Genomic DNA, 19,307 nt, shown 5'->3' with positions numbered 1-19,307 from the left:
ATATAAGCGCAGGCCAACCATGCTTGGAGACATGCAGATCTACTACCCCGGCGACACCGGTTACGACGACGAACGCAGCGGCTTCCAGACCGGCCTGAAGCACGAACCGCAGGTGATCTTCGCCGTGGAGAACGCCGGGGACGTCGAGGAAGCGGTGCGGTACGCCGAGTCGCACGGCCTGGAGTACGCCGTGCAGACCACGGGCCACGGCCTCACCACCGCGACCACCGGCGTCCTCATCTCCACCAGGCGCATGAACTCCGTCGAGGTCGACCCGAAGCGCAGGATCGCGAGGGTCGAGGCGGGCGCGGTGTGGCAGCAGGTGATCGAGCAGGCCGCACCTCACGGCCTCGCCCCGCTCAGCGGCGACGCGAGCGACGTCGGCGTCGTCGGCTACACCCTCGGCGGCGGCTACGGCGTGCTGGCCCGCGAGTTCGGCTTCGCGAGCGACCGCGTCCGCGCCACCGAGAAGGTCGGTGACGTCGTCACCGCGCTGGAGTTCGAGCTCCTCGACGTCGACCAGGTCCACGCGGGCGAGATGTACTTCGACGCGAGCCACGCGGAGGTGGTCTTCGAGGCCTTCCACAAGTGGGACGTGCCCGATCACGTCACGCCGTCGCTGACCACCATCTCGTTCCCGGACATCCCGGTCTTCCCCGCACCGCTGCGGGGCCGTGACGTCGTCCGCCTCACCTTCGCGAGCACGAAACCGTTCGACGTCGACCACCTGCGCGTGGCCCCGGTGCTGGTCGAGGACTTCGGCACGAAGCCGTACGCGGAAGCCGCCGGCGCCCCGCTGCCGCCGCACACCTACCAGGGCGACAACGTCCTGCTGAACGACCTGCCGCTGGACGCGTTGCACCGGGTCCGCGAGAAGGCGGCCAGCGCCGAGGTGCCCATCTTCCTCGGCATCATGGTGCTGGGCGGAGCGCTCGGCGGTGAGGCCACCCACGTGCTCAAGCTGATCTCGCCTCGGCTCGGGGTGGAAGCGCTGCACGCGGAGGTGTTCGCCGAGGTGCGGCCGTTCGTGATCGGCACCGCGCGGAACTTCCGGTACGCCGTAGGCTGAGCGGTATGACCCGAGTGGTTCTCGTGGAGGACCACGACATGGTCGCCGAGGCGATCGGGCTCGCGCTGGAACGGGCCGGGATCGAGGTGATCGCCCGCGCGACCACCGTCGCGGCGACGCTCGCGGAGACCCGTCGCGGCGAACCCGACGTCGTCCTCCTCGACCGCAGGCTCCCCGACGGCGACGGCACCGCGCTCATCCCCGAGCTCGTGAAGGGCGGCGCGAAGGTGCTGGTGCTGACCGGGGAGGCCACCGCGTCCGTCGCCGCCCGCGTCGCCGAGGCGGGCGGAGCCGGGCTGATGCTCAAGTCGGCGCGCCTGGACGAGCTGGTCGACGCGGTCCGCAGGGTCGCCGACGGCGAGGTCGTGTTCGACCCGAAGCTGCTCGCGGGCGTGCTGGACCGGCTGACCGGCCGGGTCAAGGCCGCCGGGACCACGCTCACCGCACGCGAGCACGAGACGTTGCTGCTCCTCGCGGACGGTGCCGGCACCGACCAGATCTCGACGCGGCTCGGCGTGGCCCGCAACACCGCGCGCAACCACGTGCAGCGCGTCCTCGACAAGCTCGGCGCCCGGTCGAAGCTGGAGGCGGTGTCGATCGCCCGCCGCGAGGGCCTGCTCGACTGATGCAGCTGCACCAGACGAGTTGGTTCGGCTGCGTCTGCAGCGCCGCCTCTCATTGGTGCACTGTGCTTTGGTGACCATGAGTTCGCTCACCGAAGCCGTGTTCTCCCTCCCGGAGGACGATCGGCGCGGTGGCGTCGCACTCGCTCGTTCGTTCGCCCGCCGGACCGTCCTCACCTGCGAGTTCCGCGGCAACCACGACGACGTCGTGCTGGTCGTCAACGAGCTCGCCACCAACGCCGTCTGCCACGGCGAAGGACGTCCGGTCGTGCGCATCGTGGGCGGCCAGGACCGGGTGCTGGTCGAGGTCGCCGACGACGACACCACCCGTCCGGAGCTGCGGGCGAACGGCTGGGGGCTGCAGCTCGTCGCAACGCTCGGCGAGAGCTGGGGTGTCACCGAACGTGCAGGTCAGAAGGTCGTCTGGTGTGAGCTGACGGCGTAACGGCCATGATGACGCCGTGCAGCGCGACGAGTCCGAACTCTTCCGGCTGCTCGTCCAGGGAGTTCGTGACTGCGGCATCTTCATGCTCGACCCCGGCGGGCACGTCGTGAGCTGGAACGCGGGTGCCGAGCGCATCAACGGCTATGCCGCCGAGGAGATCATCGGACGGCACTTCTCGACGTTCTACCCACCGGAGGACGTCCGCTCCGGCAAGCCCGAATGGGAGCTGCGGGTCGCGAAGGCCGAGGGTGCGCTGGAGGACGAGGGCTGGCGGGTGCGCAAGGACGGCACCCGGTTCTGGTCGAACGTGATCATCACCGCGCTCTACGACGACACCGGCGAGCTGCGCGGGTTCGGCAAGGTCACCCGCGACATGACCGAACGGCGGCGCGCCGAGCAGCAGCTCACCGACCGGCGCCGGCTGCTCGCCCACCTCGTCGAGGCGCAGGAGCAGGAACGGCAGCGCATCGCGTGGGACATCCACGACGACACGATCCAGGCGATGGTCGCCGTCGACATGCGGCTGCAGCTGCTCGCCCGCAGGCTGCCGGAGGAGCACCGCGACACCCTGGAACAGCTCGACGGCGCGGTCCGGTCCGCCATCAGCAGGCTGCGCAACCTGGTGTTCCGCGTCCGTCCGCCCGGCATCGAGCGGCAGGGGCTGCGCGACGCGCTGGCCGGGTACCTCGCCGACACCGCCATGGCGGGCGAGATCCGCAGCACCCTCGAACGCGAGCCGGGGGACGACGCGGCCATCACGATCTTCCGCATCTGCCAGGAGGCGCTGACCAACGTCCGCAAGCACGCGCGCGCCTCGTCCGTCGTCGTTGACCTGTCCACAGTGGATCGCGGCTTCCTGGTGCGGGTGACCGACGACGGCGTGGGCCTGCCCGAGCTCGACCAGAACTCCAGCCACTTCGGTCTGATAGAGATGAGGGAACGCGCGGAGGCCGCGGGCGGTTGGTGCACGGTGACGGCGGTGCCTGGAGGTGGCACGGTGGTCGAGTTCTGGCTGCCGGACGTGCGGCCGTGATCCTGCGCGTGCTGATCGCCGACGACGATCCCCTGATCAGGGACGTCCTGCGCGACGTGCTCGACGACGAACCGGACATGGAGGTCGTCGCGGTCGCGTCGGACGCCCGTGAGGCCGTCGAGCTCGCCGAACGCCACGCCCCGGCCGTGATCGTGCTCGACGTGCGGATGCCACGGGGCGGTGGCGCGCACGCGGCGAAGGAGATCCTGCAACGCGCACCGGACGCGCGCATCCTCGCGTTCTCCGCCTACACCGACGCGGGCGCCGTGGACGAGATGCGCCGTGCCGGCGTCACCGACTACGTGGCCAAAGGCGTCCGCAACGCCGAGCTGGTGGCCGCCGTCCGGCGGCTGGGCAGGTTGTGATGTGGGAGCAACAGCCGTAACGTCGGAGTCTGCAGCCGGGTTCAGCAGCGTGCTCGGGCGGGTGTCTACGTGCTTCGGCCACCGGGGAGTGCTGGTGAACGGAGATCAGTTCGAGGAATCACCACTGCTCACCGTGCGTGCCGAGGACGTCGCCGGTGTGGTCGTCGTCGCGGTCGAAGGCGAGATCGACGTCGACACGGCCGATGTCGTCCTGGACGCGTTGCGGCTCGGCCTGACCTCCGGCGGTCCTGCGGTCGTCGCGGACCTCACCGAGGTGAGCTTCTTCGGCTCGACCGGCATCTCGACGTTGATCACGGCGCACGAGCTCGCCGAGGAGCACTGCACGGACCTCCACGTGGTCGCACCGCATCGCGCGGTGAAGAGACCGTTGCAGGTCACCGGGGTCGCCGACGTGCTGGCGATGCACGACTCGGTGGAGGAGGCGTTGTCCGCTCTGAAACCGGTGCCCAGCGAGTAGGCACCGGTTCTCCCGCGTTCAGCCGGCGAGTTCGACGAGCTTCGGCACGACCTCGTCCGGGTGCGGCATTCCGGCGATCTCGGCGGCGACGGCGTCGACCGCCTGCCGGATGTCGCCGTCCTGCAACAGCTTTCGCGCGGTCTCGCGCACGGCGTCCGACGTGAACTGCTCGCCGACGAGCTGAGCGCCGAGGCCGGCGTTCGCGACGATCTCGGCGTTGCGGAACTGGTCGGCGCCCTGGGGCACCACGAGCTGCGGCAGGCCGGCGGACATCGCGGCCACCGTGGTGCCGGCGCCGCCGTGGTGCAGCACGAGATCCGCGTGCGCGAGCAGATCCGCCTGAGGCACCCACGGCAGCACGTGCACGTGGTCCGGCACGTCGCCCAGTGCGGACGGGTCGACCTGCGGTCCGGTCGCGACGAGCACCTCGGCGTCCAACGCGGACAGTCCGGCGACCGCGGTCCGCAGGAGGTCAGGGCCGGCGAACGCGGTGCCGAAGGTCAGGTACAACAGCGGCCGTTCGTGCTCGATCACCCAACCGGGCAATTCGCCGGTTTCCGCGAACGGGACCGGCCGCATCGGAATCCGCTCCACGTCCGCGAGAAACGCCAAATCCTGCAGTGACGGCGGGAAGACGTCGACATAAGGCGATCCGAGTGCCAAATGGTGCCCATCGGGCAGTTCGATGCCGAGTTCGGTCGTGTACTCCCGCAGCAGACCGATCATCGCTTCCGGGGTGACGTCTCGGTCCACTTTGCCCAAACCGTGGCAGACGGCCGGAATCCCGGCGCGCAGGGCGGCGAGGCCGGCACCGGGGTTCATGATCTCGAAGACGACCAGGTCGGGCTTGTCCTGCTCCAGCACGGGTTCCAGGTCGGTCACGAAGGCCCGCGGCAGCACGGAGCCGAAGCCCGCCATCGCGGTCGGCCGCAGCATCGCCCGGTCGAATTCAGGGGTGCCGAACAGGTCGTTGGCCTTGCGGAACGCGTCCGCAATGCTCAGCCCGGCGTCCACGGCCGTGAAACCGAGTTTTTCCACGGTCGGGTGGAATCCAGAGTCGGTGGCGTAGAGAACTTCGTGTCCCTGCTCGCGGCAGGCGATCGCGAGCGGGAGCAACGGGTACGTATGTCCGTGCGAGCCTAAGCTCGAGAAGAGAATGCGCACGAGATCCACAATAGGGGCAGATCATTTCGGCGGTGTGAGTTCCGTCCAGAACCCGGCCACTTCGGACGGGGCCGGCATCGCGGCGATCTCGTCGCGCACCTCACCGGCACCGCGCTGCAGCTTCGGGTCCTCGATGAGCCGGGTGAGCAGCTCCGGCGTGACCTCGCGCGGGCTCGCCTTCAGACCCGCCCCGCGCCTGGTGACCGCGTGCGCGTGCACCGTGCGGTCGCCCGGTCCCGGCTCCACCAGTTGCGGCACACCGGCCGCGAGGGCGCTCAGCAGCGTTCCCGCGCCACCGTGGTGCACGATTCCGTCGCAGAACGGCAGCACGCGCGGGATCGGCACCCACCCGACGGTCCTGACGTTGTCCGGCAGTCCTTCCGCGCGGTCCGGCCGCACCAGCACGAACTCGGCGTCCACGTGGGCCGCCGCCTTCGTGACGGCCGCCATCATCCGGCCCGCGCCGGGACCGGGCGCGGTGCTGCGGCTGACCAGGATGCGCGGCCTGCCCGCGGGTTCGGCGAGCCACGGAGGGACCTCGCCGTCACCGCTGTAGGCGACGAACCGCATCGGCTGACCGCCGCCGAACTCGGCCAGCGACCGCGGCGCGGTGCGCAGAACCGTTGCGGGAGAACGCACTCCGGCCTTCATCCGCGCGCCGACCGCGCTGGTCAGCTCCAGCCCGTCGAACAACGACACGTCGTGGACGATCGACGGCACGCCCAGCGCCGATCCCGCGGCGGCCAGCGGTTCGTGCACGACGACGTCAGGTCGCCACTTCGCGGCCAGCGCCTGCAGCGGCCCGGTCATGGCGTCGCCGACCGCGCCGAACAACCGCGACACGAAGTCCAGCCGGCCGCTGCCCTGCATCTCCCTCCTGGCCACCAACGGATGCGCGAGCATGATGCGCAACGCGATCGGTCCGAACCGGACGTTCGCCGGGACGACGTCCTCGACTGGCAGACCGGAGTCGCGCACCTTCATCGCCTCGCCACCGGTCGCCACGACGACGTCATGTCCAGCATCGCGCAGAGCCATCGCCAACGGCATCAACGGAAAAACGTGACCCAGCAGGGGCGCGGCAACCACGAGAACACGCATATGACCAGGTTACGGCTCGATCAGGCGCCGCACGGCGTCCTCGACGGCCTGCCTCCGCGCTCCGTGGTCCGCCCCCTCGGCCGGGGTGCCGGCCCACATCGAGGCGATGGCCAGCACCAGCACCAACACCTGTTCGGCGGAGAACCGCGTGGACACCAGCCCGCGAGCCTGCGCGTGCCGGATCGCCTCGACCTCGGCCGACCTGTCCACCTGGCCCGGCCGTTCCAGCCGGCACCAGGTCGCGAGCCGGGCGAGCTCCGGCCGTTCGTGCTGCCGGTCGTAGCACCGGGCCGCGTAGCCGGCCAGGTCCGCCGCGTCGAACTCCACGAACGCCGCGTCCACCTCGGCCCGCACGGCGTCGAACAGCTCCTGCTTGCCGCCGTAGTAGGTGTAGGCGAGCCCGGTGCTGCAACCGGCGATGCGGGCGATGCGCTCCATCCGCGCACCGGCGACTCCGTAGGCCGCGAACTCGACGGACGCGGCGTCCAGCAACCGGCGGCGGGTCTGCTCCCGATCGCGCCTGGGCATGCCCGTCAGGCTATGTCCAAGGGGCCGCACCCAGAAGAGTGCGGCCCCTCGACCGGAACCGGAACCGGGACTACTTGGCCATGTCGAACCAGTTGAAGCCCTCGACCATCTGCCGCGTGGTGTCGCTGACGTAGCGCGTCCCGGTCAGCTCCCACCGGTCCACCCAGGTGTAGGTGCCCGGCTGCTGCGACTCGTCCTCCGCGGTGTTCTTGTCGTCCGCGACCGGCGAGTACTGCAGGAAGTGGCGCTTGGTCAGGGTGACGTCGAGCGCCTCGTAGGCGGACTGGGTGTCCAGGTAGTCGCCGTCACCGTGGTCCGCGGCGCGGCCGGGGTCCGCGAGCTTGAGCTTGATCGTGTTGCCGCCGAACGACCCGGTGGCGGACACGACCGTGACGATGTGACCACCGGTGCGCTGCAACGTGTCGCTCAGCGGGCCGTTCTTGTAGCGGCCGTACACGAGCTGCAGGGGTCCCTCGTTCAGCTTGCGGGCGAGGTCGCCGGCGAAGTCCGGGTTGTCGTTCGTGCTGACGACACCGCGGGAGGTCTGCCAGCCGGCGTCGCGGGCGAGCTTGGTGGCGGAGTCCCACGCGGTGCGCAGGTTGGTGAGATTCGTACCGCCGTTGTACTGGGCGTCGGAGCCGATCCGGTAGATCGAGCCGGTGACGAGGTCGTAGTCGGACGGCTTCAGCGGGTCGAGGTAGTTGACCTTCGTGGGTCCCCAGCCGACCGGCGCGCCCTTCACGTGCGACCAGTAGTGCAGGACGTTGTACAGGGAGGCGGGCCCGCAGTAGGCGTTGCCGTTGGCGTCGAGGCCGGTGCGGAACTGGTCCACATCGCTCACCCCGCACTTGCGGACGTTGAAGTCCGGGCCGGTCAGGTCGGAGGCGGTCGCGCACGGAGCGGGCTGGGCGGCGATCGGGTCGGCGATCGCGGTGGCCGGTGCGACGACGGCGGTGAGAGCGGCGGCGGCGAGCAGAGCGTTGCGGATCATGTCGGTGTCCCCTTCGGATCTCCTGTGGTGACACGAGATTCGCCGAGGCGGACCCCCAAAGGCATGAGGGGCGATCCCTCAACCCTCCGGTGCGGAAGTTGGGTGTATCAGGGGCACCCCCACGTCGCTCCGTCTCAGGCGAGAACGCGGGCCAGCTCCCTGCGACCTGCGATGCCGAGCTTCGTGTAGATCCGGCCGAGGTGGTTCTCGACGGTCTTCGGCGTCACGAACAGCTCCTGCGCGATCTCCCGGTTCGCCCGGCCCGCCGCGGCCAGGTCGGCCACCCGCCGCTCGGACGCGGTCAGCGCCTCCGCCCCCACCACGACCTGCCGGCGCGGCCGGTCGCCGAGCGCCTCCAGCGCCTCGACCGCCCGCGCCCGCAGCACGACCGAGCCGCACTCGGTGGCGAGGTCGATGGCCCGGTGCAACGGCTCCCGCGCGTCCGCCCGCCGCCGGGCGACCCGCAGCGCCTCGCCCAGGTCCACGAGCGACCGGGCGAGCTCCAGCCGTGCCGGTGAACCCTCCAGCGTCTCGACGGACTCGATCAGCAGCTCCAGCCGTGCGTCGGCGGTGGCGTGCGCGAGCAGCCGCAGGGCCGCACCGACCTCGGTCGCCGCACCCCACTTGCGCGCCACGCCCAGCTGTTCGGAGGCCAGTTCCGCGGCGGGTTCACCGAGCTGCAGCAACGCGCGGACCGCCACCCCGCGCCACGGAATCGTCGGCGGGTCCACCTGCACGGCGGCCATCGCGTCCCGCTGCCGGTACGCGTCCTGGAGGGCCTGGGCCGGGTCGTTGCGCGCCAACGCGATCAGGCCCCGCACCTCGTGCAGCCAGATCGTGGGCATCATCGGGGTGGTGTCGGCGGAGTCGAACGCGTCCATGAAGGCCTGTGCCGCCGCGACGTCACCCCGTTCCAGCGCCGCGTAGGCCGCGAAGTGCGTCGAGGTGGCCCGCAGGCCGATCACCTGCGACACCGGGTCTTCCTGCGCGAGGGCGGCGAGCGCGCCCTCCGCCTCGGCCTCGACCGCCTGCATGTTGCCGCAACGCCAGTTCAGGAACTGCGAGGCGTTGGTGACCATCGCGAACTCGACCGGCGACCCGTGCGCCCGCACCTTGAGCCGCGCCCGTTCGATCTCGCGCCGTGCGACGTCCACACCGTCCGCGGCCATCAACGCGAGCAACGCCACCAGCCACGCCACCATCGCGTCCGTGCTGCCCGTCGCGTCGTCGAGGTACGCGCCGTTGGCCAACGCACGCGTCGCTGTCGCCGCCACCTCGTTGTGCGGCCACACCTCGTAGCGCCCCATCTGCGCGAGGAGCCCGAGCAGCGTGCGTTCGTCGGGTGTGCTGCCCGCGAGGCCGGCGTAGCCGCTGAGGTGCGCGGACGCGGTCTGCCGCTGGTCGGGCAGGAACGACCGGAACACCGCCAGCCGTGCCTCCAGGTGCAGCCGCGACTCGCCGTCCGGCCGGGCCGCGATGGCCTCGGTCAGCTCCTCGATCGCCGCCTGCGGGCCCTGGAGCACCGCGGTCGCCGAGGCGGCCGCCGCCACCAGTTCCGCGTCCGGCAGTCCGGTGGCCGCGGCCTTGAGGTGGTGGTGCGCGTTCACCGCATCGCCGGTGCGCAGCAGCGCCCGTCCCAGCTCGGCCCGCAGCGCGGCATCGTTCGGACGCTCCTCCACGGCTCGTTGGAGGTGGGCCGATGCCGTGTGCGGGTCACCGGCGGCCATCAGCTGGGCCGCTGCCCTGCGCAGGATGTCGGCGGCGTCCGGGAGTGTCCCCTTGGGAGCGTGGACGAGGTGCGCGGCCACCCGATCGGCCGAGGAGTGGTTGTCCCACAGGGTTTTCGCGGCACGCGCGTGCAGCGAGGCCCGCGTGATCGGGCCGAGGCTCGTCAGCACCGCCTCGCGCACGACGGGGTGCACGAACTCCAGGTACTCCCCGGTGACGATCACGTTCGCCGCGGCCAGCGCCTCGACCGCGGCCGGCAGGTCGTCGATGTTCGCGAGCGCCGCCGCCTGCCACGGATCCGCGTGCGACCCGAGGACCGCGACCGCACCCGCGAGCGCCACCGCGTCCGCGGGCAGGCGGCCGAGCGTGGCGCGGAAGACCGTGCTGGGACCCAGCCCGCCGATCCTGGCCGCGGTCTCCGGCGACCGCAGCGGCAGGCCTAGGGCTTTGAGCTCGTCCACCAGCACCTGGGTGAGGAACGGGTTGCCGCCGCTGGCCGCGTGCAGGGCGTTGACGACGTCCGGGTGGCCCTTCACCAGCTCGGTGAGGGCCTCGGTGGTGAGGGGGCGGGGGAGCAGCCGGTCCGCGGACACGCTCAGCTGGGCCAGTGGGCCGGAGTTGTCCGCCGGGCGGGTCGCGACCACCAGCGCGATCGGCAGGTCGGCGATTCTTCTCGACAGGTAGACGAGGAACTGCAGCGACGACAGGTCCGCCCAGTGCGCGTCGTCGACCGTGATCAGCAGAGGGCGGGTCGAGGAGAGGTCCACCGCCACCCACCACAGGGAGTGCAGGGTGCGGGCCAGCTCGGCCTCGCTCGGGTCGTGGGCGGCGTCGTCGAGGGCTTTGAGCGCCGCGCCCGACGGACCGGCGAGGATCTTCTCGCGGATCTCGCCCGAGTACCTGGAGACCGACCGCTCGACCATCTGCCGGACCACGCCCCAGGCCATGGCGCTCTCCAGGGCGTCGCCCACCGCCTGCAGCCTGCCGAAACCGCGTTGTTTGGCCTGGTCACGACATTCGTTGATCAGCCTGGTCTTGCCTATGCCCGCTCGGCCCTCGATGACCACGACGCGGCCCTCGCCGCGGGTGGCTGCGTCCAGGGCGGTGCGGATGTGCGCCAGCTCATCGGCTCGTTCAAGTGGTTCGCGCACGAATTGATCGTAGCGGCCGATTAGCGGGCTACATGCTGGTCATCGGCCTCGCGATTGGGCGACTTGATGCTCCATTGGCGTGAACGTCTCGCTCGGGATTCGGGGCCAGGTCGACCTGACCCCGAATCCCGAGCGTCTCAGCTCACGCAGCCGTCCTGGGCCGGGCTCTTGTCGTCGCCGAAGTAGCCCTCCACGAACTTCTTGGTCTGGTCCGGGTCCGGGGCGTAGCCGAACGTGTTGTTGCCGCGTCCGACCGGCTCACCCACCGGCAGGGTCGTGGTCCGGATCTTCACCGGGCCCTGGAACCGGGACGCGAAGTCCAGCAGGTCCCAGCCGGGGTCGGTCTCGATCACGCCGTTGACCGCGCGGGCCAGCGCGGCCGCGTTGTCCTTGGTGATCTTCGCGGCCAGGCCGGTGAGGAAGGCCTGGTGGCGGCGGATGCGGTCGAGGTCGCCGTGGCTCAGGTTGTGGCGTTGCCGCAGGAAGGCCAGGGCCTGGTCACCCGAGACGGACTGGCGGCCGGCGGGCAGGTTCACGCCGCTGTACGGGTCCTTGGCCGGGGCGGTCAGGCAGACCTCCACGCCGCCCACGGCGGTGGAGATGCGGCCGAACTCGGACATCTTGATGGCCGCGTAGTGGTCCACGGGGACGCCGGTGAGGCGTTGGACCTCGTCGGTCAGTGCTTTGGGAGCGGTTTGGTAGAGGCTGTTGATGCGGTCCACGGCCGCGCCCGCGTAGATGTCGCGCGGCAGCGAGATCACGGAGGCCGAGCCGTCGGCGCTGAAGCGCGCGAACACTAGGGCGTCGGTGTTGTTGTAGTCGTCGGTGCCGATCAACAGCACGTTGACCGCAGACGCGATGGGTGCGGTGGCCGGGGAGGCATTGGTTTTGTGGACCGCGGTCTGGACGATGACGCTTGTTGCCGCTGCGGCGACGGTCAGGGTCGCCACGCCGATGATCAGGGCCATCGGTTTGCGCTTGCGCTTGTGGAGCTCGGCCATGACCGTGCGGGAGTCGACGGCTTCCTCGGCCTCCGCGGCGATGGCCGAGCGGATCAGGTCGTTCACGAGTGCACCCCCAGGGTGGTGGACCGGGCTAGTTCGTGGGCGCGCAGGGTTTGCAGCGCGCGAGAGAGTTGGCTGCGCACGGTGGATTCCGTGCAGCCCAGCACCTGGGCGATCTCCGCGTCCGAGCAGTCCTCGTAGAAGCGCATGACCAACGCGGCACGTTGTTTGCGCGGCAGCACGGCGATCCGCGCGCGCATGGCCTCGCGTTCGGCGTGTGCGTCGGCCGGATCGGCCGTTGACGGCACGTGCTTGGCGAGCTCGCTGCGTTCCACCGCGATCTCTCGTGCGGACCTGCGGTGGCGCCACGACAGGTAGTCGTTGGTCACCATGCGCTTCAGGTAGAGGTAGGGAGCGTCCATCGCGCCGATGCGATCCCACTTCTTCTGCGCGCGGATGAGCACGTTCTGCACGATGTCCTGCGCCACGTGTTTGTCGCAGGTAACCGCGGTGGCGTACCTCAGCAGCCGGTCCAGCCGCTCAGCGACGAACTGGTCGAACCCCACGCCGCCCCCTTCGTTGTCCGATGTGTTTGCGGCTCGGGAAACCCCCTCGCGGCCGTCGGTTGCTGCATCGGGTTTTGTGGCCTGGACCACAGCTGTCCTTCTTGAGACGAATCTCGGCCCAGTCCGTTGCGCGTTCACGTCGATCCGTGAGCCTTCACGACATGCGCATCATCCCTGCACTCGCGCTGTTGTCGCTGCTGCTCGTCCCTGTGGACGCACAAGCGGCACCCAACGGCTCGTACTACCTGCAAAGTGCCGTGACCGGCCTGAACGCCACCGTGTCCGGCTCGTCCGTGGTCCAGCACCGCCCGCGTGGCAACGAGGACCACCAGCAGTTCACCTGGAACGGCAGCACGCTCGCCGAGGGAGGGCTGTGTCTCGGGCGGTCCGGCGACGCCGCCCAGATGGTCAGCTGTGCCGGCGCGGACGCCCAGTGGGTCGCCACGCTCGACGACCAGGACCGCTACCGGTTGAAGGATCCCGGTTCCGCGCGCTACCTGATCGCCTCCGGCACCGACCAGATTCGCGTCGGCACCGGCAACGACGCGTGGTTCCTCACGCCGGTCAACCCCGTGCGCGTCCCGGCGCAGAGCGACCCGCGCCTCGACGAGGTCACGTTCCTGACCGCCCACAACGCCTACGCGAACGGCGTCGACGGCGGCTTCACGTTCGGCAACGTCGCACCCAACCAGTCGCGCGGCATCGTGCAGCAGCTGGGCGACGGCGTCCGGGGCTTCATGCTCGACATCCACCAGACGTCCGACGGCGCGATCCTCTGCCACAACAGCTGCACCCTCGTCAGCAAGCCCGTCGCCCTCGGCGTCGACCTGCAGCGCATCGTCGACTTCCTGAAGTCACACCCGGCCGAGATCGTCACGGTGTTCCTGGAGGACTACGTCGACGCCGGCACCCTGCGCTCGTCGCTCGCGTCGGTGAACGGCCTCAACGACGTGTTGTTCCGGGCAGAGGGCGTCCGCGAACACGGCTGGCCGACGTTGTCGCAGATGAGGGCCAACGGCAAGCGCTTGCTCATCTTCACCGACCACGGCGCCGACGGCCGCGAGGACTCCGGCGTCCTCTACCAGCGCGACTGGACCGTCGAGAACTACTGGTCGATGGGCTCCGGCACCGGCACGTCCGACTGGTCCTGCTACAGCCGATGGGACAAACCGCTGACCGCCACCGAGAACAACTTCCGCCCGCTCTTCGTCATGAACCACTTCCGCGACGTCCCGGTCCAGAGCACGGTCTCGACCGACAACGCCAAAGCCGCCGACCGGGCCCGCCGCTTCTGCGAGCCCGCGGCCCGCAAGACCCCGAACTACCTGGCCGTCGACTTCTACCACCTGAACACGCCGTCGCTGACGAACGAACGCCACCCGTCCGGCGCCGGATCCGCGGAACTCTCCGCCACCCCGGCGCTGTGCCTGGACAACAACGCCGGCGGCACCGCCAACGGCAACCCGGTGCAGATCTGGACGTGCAACAACTCCTACGCGCAGAAGTGGCGCGTCGTCGCCGACGGCACCATCGCCATCGCCGGCAAGTGCCTCGACGTCAACGGCGGCGGCACCACCAACGGCACCGTCGTGCAGCTGTGGGACTGCAACGGCGGCGGCGCGCAGCAATGGCGCGTGCGGCCGGACGGTTCCGTGCAGAACCCGCAGTCTGGGCTGTGCCTGGACGACCCCGGCGCGTCGACGACGCCCGGTACCCGCCTGACCATCTGGACCTGCAACGGTTCCGCGGCCCAGGCCTGGCGCTTCCGCTAGCGGCGTCAGGGCTTGCGGGCGACTCCCACGTAGACGTCCTCCGGGCCGCCTTCTCCGGCCGGGCCGAGTTCCGGGTGCCACGACGGTGCCGGCACGACGCCCGGCTGGAGGACCTCCATGCCCGCGAACATCGGCTCGAAGTCGGCCAGGGAACGGAAGTACATCGGGTCGCGGCTGTGCTTCATGGCCTCGACGACGCTGCCCATCTCCTCCGGCTTGAAGTCGGCGGTCAGGTGCGAGAGCGCGATCAGGCTGCCGGGCGGCATGGCGTCGCGGTAGCGGGCGACGACCTCGGCCGGGCCCTTGTCGTCGGAGACGAAGTGCAGCACGGCGACCATGAGCAGGCCGACCGGGCGGGAGAAGTCGATCAGGTTCTTCACCGTCGGGTCGGACAGGACCTCGTCCGGGCGGCACATGTCGGCCTGCACGACGCCCGCCTTGTCGTTGCCCTCCAGGATGAGCTGGCTGTGGGAGACCGCGACCTCGTCGTAGTCCACGTAGACGACGCGCGCGTCCGGGTTCTCCTGCTGCACGATCTCGTGGACGTTGCCGACCGTCGGGATGCCCGAGCCCAGGTCGAGGAACTGGTCGATGCCCTGCTCCATCATCAGCAGGACGGCCCGGCGCATGAACGAGCGGTTCGAGGCCGCGATGGCGCGCCCGTCGCGCAGGACCTGCAGCACCTTCTCGCCGACCACGCGGTCCGACGCGAAGTTGTGGCCACCTCCCAACAGGAAGTCGTAGACGCGTGCCGCGCTCGGCACGTCCGTGTTGATCCCTGCGGGCACCCACGAGAAAGGCTCGGCCATGGCGCAGAACCTACCTGTTCGCGTTCACATGTGTATCGGCCCGGATCGGGTGAAAAGGTCAGACACAACGCGCGGAACCGGCCGAGATCTGCTCCACCAGCGCGGATGCTCCCGCGGCACGGGCTTCCTGGGCGAGCCACCGCAGCTGGTCGTCCACTCGCGCCGAACGCACGGTCGCCGCCGCGGCCACCGCGCGCGCCCCGAATTCGGACGCGGTGTCCACGTCGCCGGCCGCGAGGTGGTTGCGGGCCAACGCGGTCAGGGCGATCGCACGCGCTCGCACCTGGTCCGGGCGGTATGTCTCAACGGTTGTGGTGAGTGACGTGATGGCGTTCCGCGGGTCCGGCAGCGTCCGGTGGTCGGTCCAGGAGTTGTGCGCCGCCACGAAACCGAGCTGGAACGCCTTCAGCGCGTCCTCGGGAGCGTTGTGGTGCAGGAACATCCGGCCCGCACGGGTCAGCACCGACGCGATCAGCTCCTCGTTCTCCGCCTGCCGTGCCAACGTCAGCGCGCGTTCGAAGTGCGGCAGCGCCACGCCGGGCATGCCGCTGTCGAACGCCGTCCAGCCCGCCAGCTCGTGGGCCTCCGCGACGGCCGTCCACATCTCCGCGTCACCGAGCATGATCTGCGGTTCGACCGCGGCGACGTGCTCCGCCACCGCGAAATGGCAGGCCATACCGCCGTATCGCTGGTCCAACGAACGCAACGCCCGTGTGCGCGCCTGTATCCGTTCAACGTCCATTCGCTCCACTGGTGGTGAAGCGGGCAGCCAGTCGAACGTCGGCGCACCGACGGTGATCCGGGCCGCGTGCTCCAGGAACCGTTGACGCGCCTGGACGTCCGACTCCACCAGCTCCTCGGCGAACCCGTCGGCCACCGCGACCCGGTGCCAGTGGGTGGCCTCGGCGGCCTCCCCGAGCGCGAACAGCACCCGCGCCAGCCGCACGGCTGCGTCACCGAGCTGCTGGTCGGCCGCGACCCGGAAGCAGACGGCGGCCTCGCGCAGGCGGCCCGCCCGTTCCGCGGCCTCGCCGGCGCGGTAGGTGCGCTCGACCTCCTCGTCGAACTCGAACTCGCGCAGGAGCTCACTCATCACTGCCTCCGAGAATCCGCCGCAGCTCTGCCCTGCCGCGGGTGAGGTGCGTCCGCACGGTCGACTCGCTGACCACCAGCACCGCGGCGATCTCGCTGACCGGGTAGCCGAGCAGGTGGTGCAACGCGACGACCTCGCGGTGCCTGGGGGACAGCCGGCGCAACGCGGAGTGCACCGCCTCCACCTCGTGCACGCGGTCCACGTCGTCGGCCGCGGGTACCGCGACCAGCGGCGTCTCCTGCCGGTGCCGGTGTTGCCAGCGGCGCATCAGCCGGATCGCGACCTTCAGCACCCATGCCTCGGGCTTGTCGTACGTGCGCACGTCATCCCATCGATGCCGGGCGATGAGCAACGCGTCCTGCGCCACGTCCTCGACGACGCGGGTGTCGCCGCTCAACGCCGTCAACGTCCTGGTCACCACCGGCAGGCAGGTGCGGAAGAACTCGGCGAAGCCCTGATCCGGCTCCGGTGTGCTCAACGGCCTTCCCTTCAGCGTCCGCTCGGGTCCTTCACCGCCCGTGGGCGACCTTCACGGGTTACAGGCGCCGAAGCCAGGAAAGGCTGAGTCCGATGCACACATTCACCCGTTTAGCCTCATATGCCGTGTGGTCAAGCTGTGACGTCCACACACACGAATGACCCGGTAGAGCGAACCTCTCATGTGGACAGTTGCACACTGCAACGGACGCGGCTAAACCTGAATCCCCGATCGTGGATCGCGTCTCACTCGAAAAGGGGCAGCGTTCTACGGAGGGCTACAAAAAGTCGAAACCAAGCGGCCGATCTCGCGAGAAAAGTTCACCAGTAAGTGTGACAAGCAACGGCGCGTAAGTGGTGCACGGCAGGCGGACCTGCGGAAACGGTGGCATTTTCCAGTTTCCCGCTGTGTGCCCCGTCCCTGCTGCCCAGGAGCGAATTCGTGAAACGACCGCTCGCTACCGCGCTCGCCGCGCTGGTGGCCGCCTCGTCCGCCGTGGTCATCCCGACGACAGCGCATGCCGGTCCCGGTGACGGCTCGTTGACCGTCAAGGTCATTCGTGACGTGAACGGCAACGGCAACTACGACGCCGCCGTCGAGGTGCCCGTCCAGGGTGCCTCCGTCCTCGTCACCGATCCCGCGGGCAAGACCGCGGCCGGGACGACCGACGCGTCCGGCGGTGTCGCGGTGGGCCTCGGCGCGGTGAGCGGCGGGAAGTACCGGGTGCAGGTGAACCCGCCCGCGGGCAGCGTGCTGCAGCCGGCCCCGGCGGGCGGCACGCTGGAGAGCAACACGATGTTCGTGGACGTCTCCGGCGGTAAGAACGTCACCGTCACGACCGGTCTGTGGAACCCGTCCGACTACTGCCAGTCGAGCCCCGCGCTCGCGACGGCGTGCGAGCGCGCGACGCGTGACCGCGACGGCAAGAGCATGGTCAACGACTCCGCGCGGTCGTTGGTGACCATGCCGTTCACCGCGCGTGGCACGAACACCGCACCGACGCAGATCGCGAACCAGGGCGCCACCGGCACGGTGTACGGCCTGGCCTACCGCAAGCAGGACAAGCGGCTGTTCTCCGCGGCGTTCGCGAAGCGCCTCACCAACTACGGTCCGGGTGGTCCCGGCGGCGTCTACGTCACGCCCGCCGGCGGCGGCGCGACGACGTTGTTCACCACCGTGCCGAACGCCGGTGGGGCCACGCACAACCACCAGGCCGACTTCGACGGCGGCTTCTTCGCCGTGCCGGGCACGCAGAGCCTCGGTGACATCGACGTCTCCGAGGACGGCAGCGAGCTCTACGTCGTCAACCTGTTCGACAAGAAGCTCTACGTCTACGACGCCACGCTGCCCACGGCGCCCGCGCCGAAGGGCTCGTACGCGATCCCGTCGACGTGTCCGTCCGCGGGCGACTGGCGCCCCGGTGCGCTCGGCGTTCGCGACGGCGTCGTGTACGTCGGTGGTGTCTGCTCCGGCGCGTCGACGAAGAAGATCGCGGACGTGAAGGCCGTCGTCATGAAGTTCTCCGGTGGTGCGTTCAGCGCGCCGGTGCTGACGAAGGTCCTCGACTTCCCGCGCGGCAGGACGTTCAACAGCCGCCCGGCGAGCAACGTCTGGTACCCCTGGACGAACAGCTGGAACGACACCGCGGCCAACGATCTGCAGCACAACACCTACCCGATGCCGTTGTTGATCGACATCGGCGTGGAGAACAACGGCGACCTCGCGCTGGGCTTCCGCGACCGCTTCGGCGACATGGGCGGCTTCTGGATCCCCGCTCCGGACGGCACCGGCGGTGAGTGGGAGACCTTCTCCGGCGGTGACCTCAACCGCGCCTGCAAGACCGCCACCGGTTACGCGTGGGAGGGCACCGGCGGCTGCAAGAACAACCACGTCAACCCCAACGGCGGTGCCGAGCAGGCGGCCGACGTCGTCGAGTACTACCCCGGTGAGTACTTCGCGTTCGGCGGCGGCTACGCGCCGCACCAGGAGACCGCGCAGGGTGCGGTGGGCCTGGTCTACGGCGAGACCCGCATGCCGGCGACCGTGATGGACCCGACCGGTGTGCGCACCGGCGGCGTCGGCTGGTTCGACCGCACCACGGGTCTGATGATGGACGCCACGTACTCCAACTCCTACAAGATCATCGACGAGTTCAGTGAGGGCTGGGGCAAGGCGAACGGTCTCGGTGATCTGGAAGCGTTGTGCGACCTGGCGCCGGTACAGCTGGGCAACCGCGTCTGGTTCGACACCGATGCCGACGGCATCCAGGACGGCGACGAGCCGGCGATCGCCGGGGTGAAGGTGACGGCGACGCCGTGTGCCGGTGGTGCCGCGTTGCCGGTGAAGACGACGAATGCCAAGGGTGAGTACTACTTCGGTGCGGCGGATGGTCTGAAGCCGGAGACCTGCTACAACCTGACGTTCGACTACAGCGGGGTGAACGCGGCGACCTTGCCGGGTGCTCCGGCCAAGGCCGATCTCAAGTGGACCGTCAAGGAGGCCGGTCCGGACCGCGCCGCCGACTCCAATGTGGACACTGCGGGCAAGGCGCAGGTGACCACGGGCAAGGCCGGTACCGTGGATCACACGATCGACGCGGGTATCAACGCCAAGGTCACCAACTCCCTCGGTGACTTCGTGTGGGTGGACACCAACCGCAATGGTGTGCAGGACGCGGGTGAGCCGGGTGTTGCCGGTCTGACGGTGAAGCTGTCGACCGGTGCGACGACGAAGACCGACGCGCAGGGCAAGTACCTGTTCGACAATCTGCCGGACGGCACGTACACGGTGTGCTTCGACCTGTCGTCGCTGCCCGCTCAGTACGCCGGTTACACGTTCACCGGTAAGGATCTGGGTGGGGATGACGCGAAGGACTCCGACGCCGACCCCACGACCGGCTGCACCCCGGC

18 protein-coding genes are annotated in these 19,307 nt (G+C 69.9%); 8 read left to right on the top strand and 10 right to left on the bottom strand.

Features of this window, described 5'->3' with window-relative positions; all coding sequences use genetic code 11:
* Positions 1-31 precede the first annotated feature (31 nt).
* The 6 genes from ACWEIJ_RS00090 to ACWEIJ_RS00065 all read left to right on the top strand — a co-directional run bounded on the left by ACWEIJ_RS00090 (position 32) and on the right by ACWEIJ_RS00065 (position 4,013).
* Positions 32-1,069: an FAD-binding oxidoreductase gene (locus ACWEIJ_RS00090; RefSeq protein ID WP_449834993.1), complete on the top strand. Its 1,038-nt coding sequence runs from the start codon at positions 32-34 to the stop codon at positions 1,067-1,069.
* Between the two features lie 5 nt (positions 1,070-1,074).
* Complete coding sequence (locus ACWEIJ_RS00085) at positions 1,075-1,695, top strand: response regulator (RefSeq protein ID WP_449834992.1); 621 nt, start codon at positions 1,075-1,077, stop codon at positions 1,693-1,695.
* A gap of 70 nt (positions 1,696-1,765) precedes the next feature.
* Complete coding sequence (locus tag ACWEIJ_RS00080) at positions 1,766-2,137, top strand: ATP-binding protein (RefSeq protein WP_449834991.1); 372 nt, start codon at positions 1,766-1,768, stop codon at positions 2,135-2,137.
* A 16-nt stretch (positions 2,138-2,153) separates the two neighbouring features.
* Entirely contained in the window at positions 2,154-3,170 is a 1,017-nt protein-coding gene (locus ACWEIJ_RS00075; RefSeq protein ID WP_449834990.1) for a PAS domain-containing sensor histidine kinase, read from the top strand.
* Positions 3,167-3,535, top strand: a complete 369-nt coding sequence (locus tag ACWEIJ_RS00070) for a response regulator (protein ID WP_449834989.1) — start codon at positions 3,167-3,169, stop codon at positions 3,533-3,535. Before ACWEIJ_RS00075 ends, ACWEIJ_RS00070 begins: the two co-directional genes overlap by 4 nt.
* A 94-nt stretch (positions 3,536-3,629) precedes the next feature.
* Positions 3,630-4,013, top strand: a complete 384-nt coding sequence (locus ACWEIJ_RS00065) for an STAS domain-containing protein (protein WP_449834988.1) — start codon at positions 3,630-3,632, stop codon at positions 4,011-4,013.
* Between the two features lie 18 nt (positions 4,014-4,031).
* Here the strand turns inward: ACWEIJ_RS00065 and ACWEIJ_RS00060 are convergent, their stop codons facing one another.
* From ACWEIJ_RS00060 to ACWEIJ_RS00030, 7 genes are all read right to left on the bottom strand, one after another.
* Positions 4,032-5,177 (bottom strand): glycosyltransferase, encoded by a 1,146-nt coding sequence (locus ACWEIJ_RS00060; RefSeq protein WP_449834987.1) that lies wholly within the window; start codon positions 5,175-5,177, stop codon positions 4,032-4,034.
* A 21-nt stretch (positions 5,178-5,198) separates the two neighbouring features.
* Positions 5,199-6,278 carry a nucleotide disphospho-sugar-binding domain-containing protein gene (locus tag ACWEIJ_RS00055; protein WP_449834986.1) on the bottom strand — a complete coding sequence of 360 codons (1,080 nt, stop codon included), beginning with the start codon at positions 6,276-6,278 and terminating at the stop codon, positions 5,199-5,201.
* 9 nt (positions 6,279-6,287) lie between these two features.
* The gene (locus tag ACWEIJ_RS00050; RefSeq protein WP_449834985.1) at positions 6,288-6,806 is read right to left on the bottom strand and encodes a TetR family transcriptional regulator; all 519 of its coding nucleotides are present in this window, start codon (positions 6,804-6,806) and stop codon (positions 6,288-6,290) included.
* 70 nt (positions 6,807-6,876) lie between these two features.
* Positions 6,877-7,797, bottom strand: coding sequence for a hypothetical protein (locus tag ACWEIJ_RS00045; protein ID WP_449834984.1), 921 nt, complete (start codon positions 7,795-7,797; stop codon positions 6,877-6,879).
* Positions 7,798-7,931: 134 nt separating this feature from the next.
* Complete coding sequence (locus tag ACWEIJ_RS00040) at positions 7,932-10,676, bottom strand: AAA family ATPase (RefSeq protein ID WP_449834983.1); 2,745 nt, start codon at positions 10,674-10,676, stop codon at positions 7,932-7,934.
* A 137-nt stretch (positions 10,677-10,813) separates the two neighbouring features.
* Entirely contained in the window at positions 10,814-11,743 is a 930-nt protein-coding gene (locus ACWEIJ_RS00035) for an LCP family protein (RefSeq protein WP_449834982.1), read from the bottom strand.
* Positions 11,740-12,246: an RNA polymerase sigma factor gene (locus ACWEIJ_RS00030; RefSeq protein ID WP_449834981.1), complete on the bottom strand. Its 507-nt coding sequence runs from the start codon at positions 12,244-12,246 to the stop codon at positions 11,740-11,742. Before ACWEIJ_RS00030 ends, ACWEIJ_RS00035 begins: the two co-directional genes overlap by 4 nt.
* 161 nt (positions 12,247-12,407) lie before the next feature.
* Between ACWEIJ_RS00030 and ACWEIJ_RS00025 the strand changes: the two genes are divergently transcribed.
* Positions 12,408-14,018, top strand: coding sequence for a ricin-type beta-trefoil lectin domain protein (locus ACWEIJ_RS00025; RefSeq protein ID WP_449834980.1), 1,611 nt, complete (start codon positions 12,408-12,410; stop codon positions 14,016-14,018).
* Positions 14,019-14,023: 5 nt separating this feature from the next.
* Here the strand turns inward: ACWEIJ_RS00025 and ACWEIJ_RS00020 are convergent, their stop codons facing one another.
* The 3 genes from ACWEIJ_RS00020 to ACWEIJ_RS00010 are packed head-to-tail and all read right to left on the bottom strand — an operon-like array spanning position 14,024 to position 16,398.
* Positions 14,024-14,827, bottom strand: a complete 804-nt coding sequence (locus ACWEIJ_RS00020) for an SAM-dependent methyltransferase (RefSeq protein ID WP_449834979.1) — start codon at positions 14,825-14,827, stop codon at positions 14,024-14,026.
* 58 nt (positions 14,828-14,885) lie between these two features.
* Positions 14,886-15,920: a hypothetical protein gene (locus tag ACWEIJ_RS00015; protein ID WP_449834978.1), complete on the bottom strand. Its 1,035-nt coding sequence runs from the start codon at positions 15,918-15,920 to the stop codon at positions 14,886-14,888.
* Entirely contained in the window at positions 15,913-16,398 is a 486-nt protein-coding gene (locus ACWEIJ_RS00010) for an RNA polymerase sigma factor (protein ID WP_449834977.1), read from the bottom strand. Before ACWEIJ_RS00010 ends, ACWEIJ_RS00015 begins: the two co-directional genes overlap by 8 nt.
* 441 nt (positions 16,399-16,839) lie before the next feature.
* Here ACWEIJ_RS00010 and ACWEIJ_RS00005 point away from each other — a divergent pair.
* On the top strand, positions 16,840-19,307 hold a 2,468-nt coding region (locus tag ACWEIJ_RS00005), incomplete at its 3' end, for an SdrD B-like domain-containing protein (protein ID WP_449834976.1).

The sequence above is a fragment of the Lentzea sp. NPDC004789 genome, from assembly GCF_053601075.1.
This window is presented reverse-complemented; position numbering and strand designations above follow the sequence as displayed.

Coding starts and splice junctions, on each gene's coding strand:
- ACWEIJ_RS00090 (WP_449834993.1), top strand. CDS start 32: ATGCAGATCTACTACCCCGGCGACACCGGTTACGACGACGAACGCAGC.
- ACWEIJ_RS00085 (WP_449834992.1), top strand. CDS start 1,075: ATGACCCGAGTGGTTCTCGTGGAGGACCACGACATGGTCGCCGAGGCG.
- ACWEIJ_RS00055 (WP_449834986.1), bottom strand. CDS start 6,278: ATGCGTGTTCTCGTGGTTGCCGCGCCCCTGCTGGGTCACGTTTTTCCG.
- ACWEIJ_RS00050 (WP_449834985.1), bottom strand. CDS start 6,806: ATGCCCAGGCGCGATCGGGAGCAGACCCGCCGCCGGTTGCTGGACGCC.
- ACWEIJ_RS00045 (WP_449834984.1), bottom strand. CDS start 7,797: ATGATCCGCAACGCTCTGCTCGCCGCCGCCGCTCTCACCGCCGTCGTC.
- ACWEIJ_RS00025 (WP_449834980.1), top strand. CDS start 12,408: ATGCGCATCATCCCTGCACTCGCGCTGTTGTCGCTGCTGCTCGTCCCT.
- ACWEIJ_RS00020 (WP_449834979.1), bottom strand. CDS start 14,827: ATGGCCGAGCCTTTCTCGTGGGTGCCCGCAGGGATCAACACGGACGTG.
- ACWEIJ_RS00015 (WP_449834978.1), bottom strand. CDS start 15,920: ATGAGTGAGCTCCTGCGCGAGTTCGAGTTCGACGAGGAGGTCGAGCGC.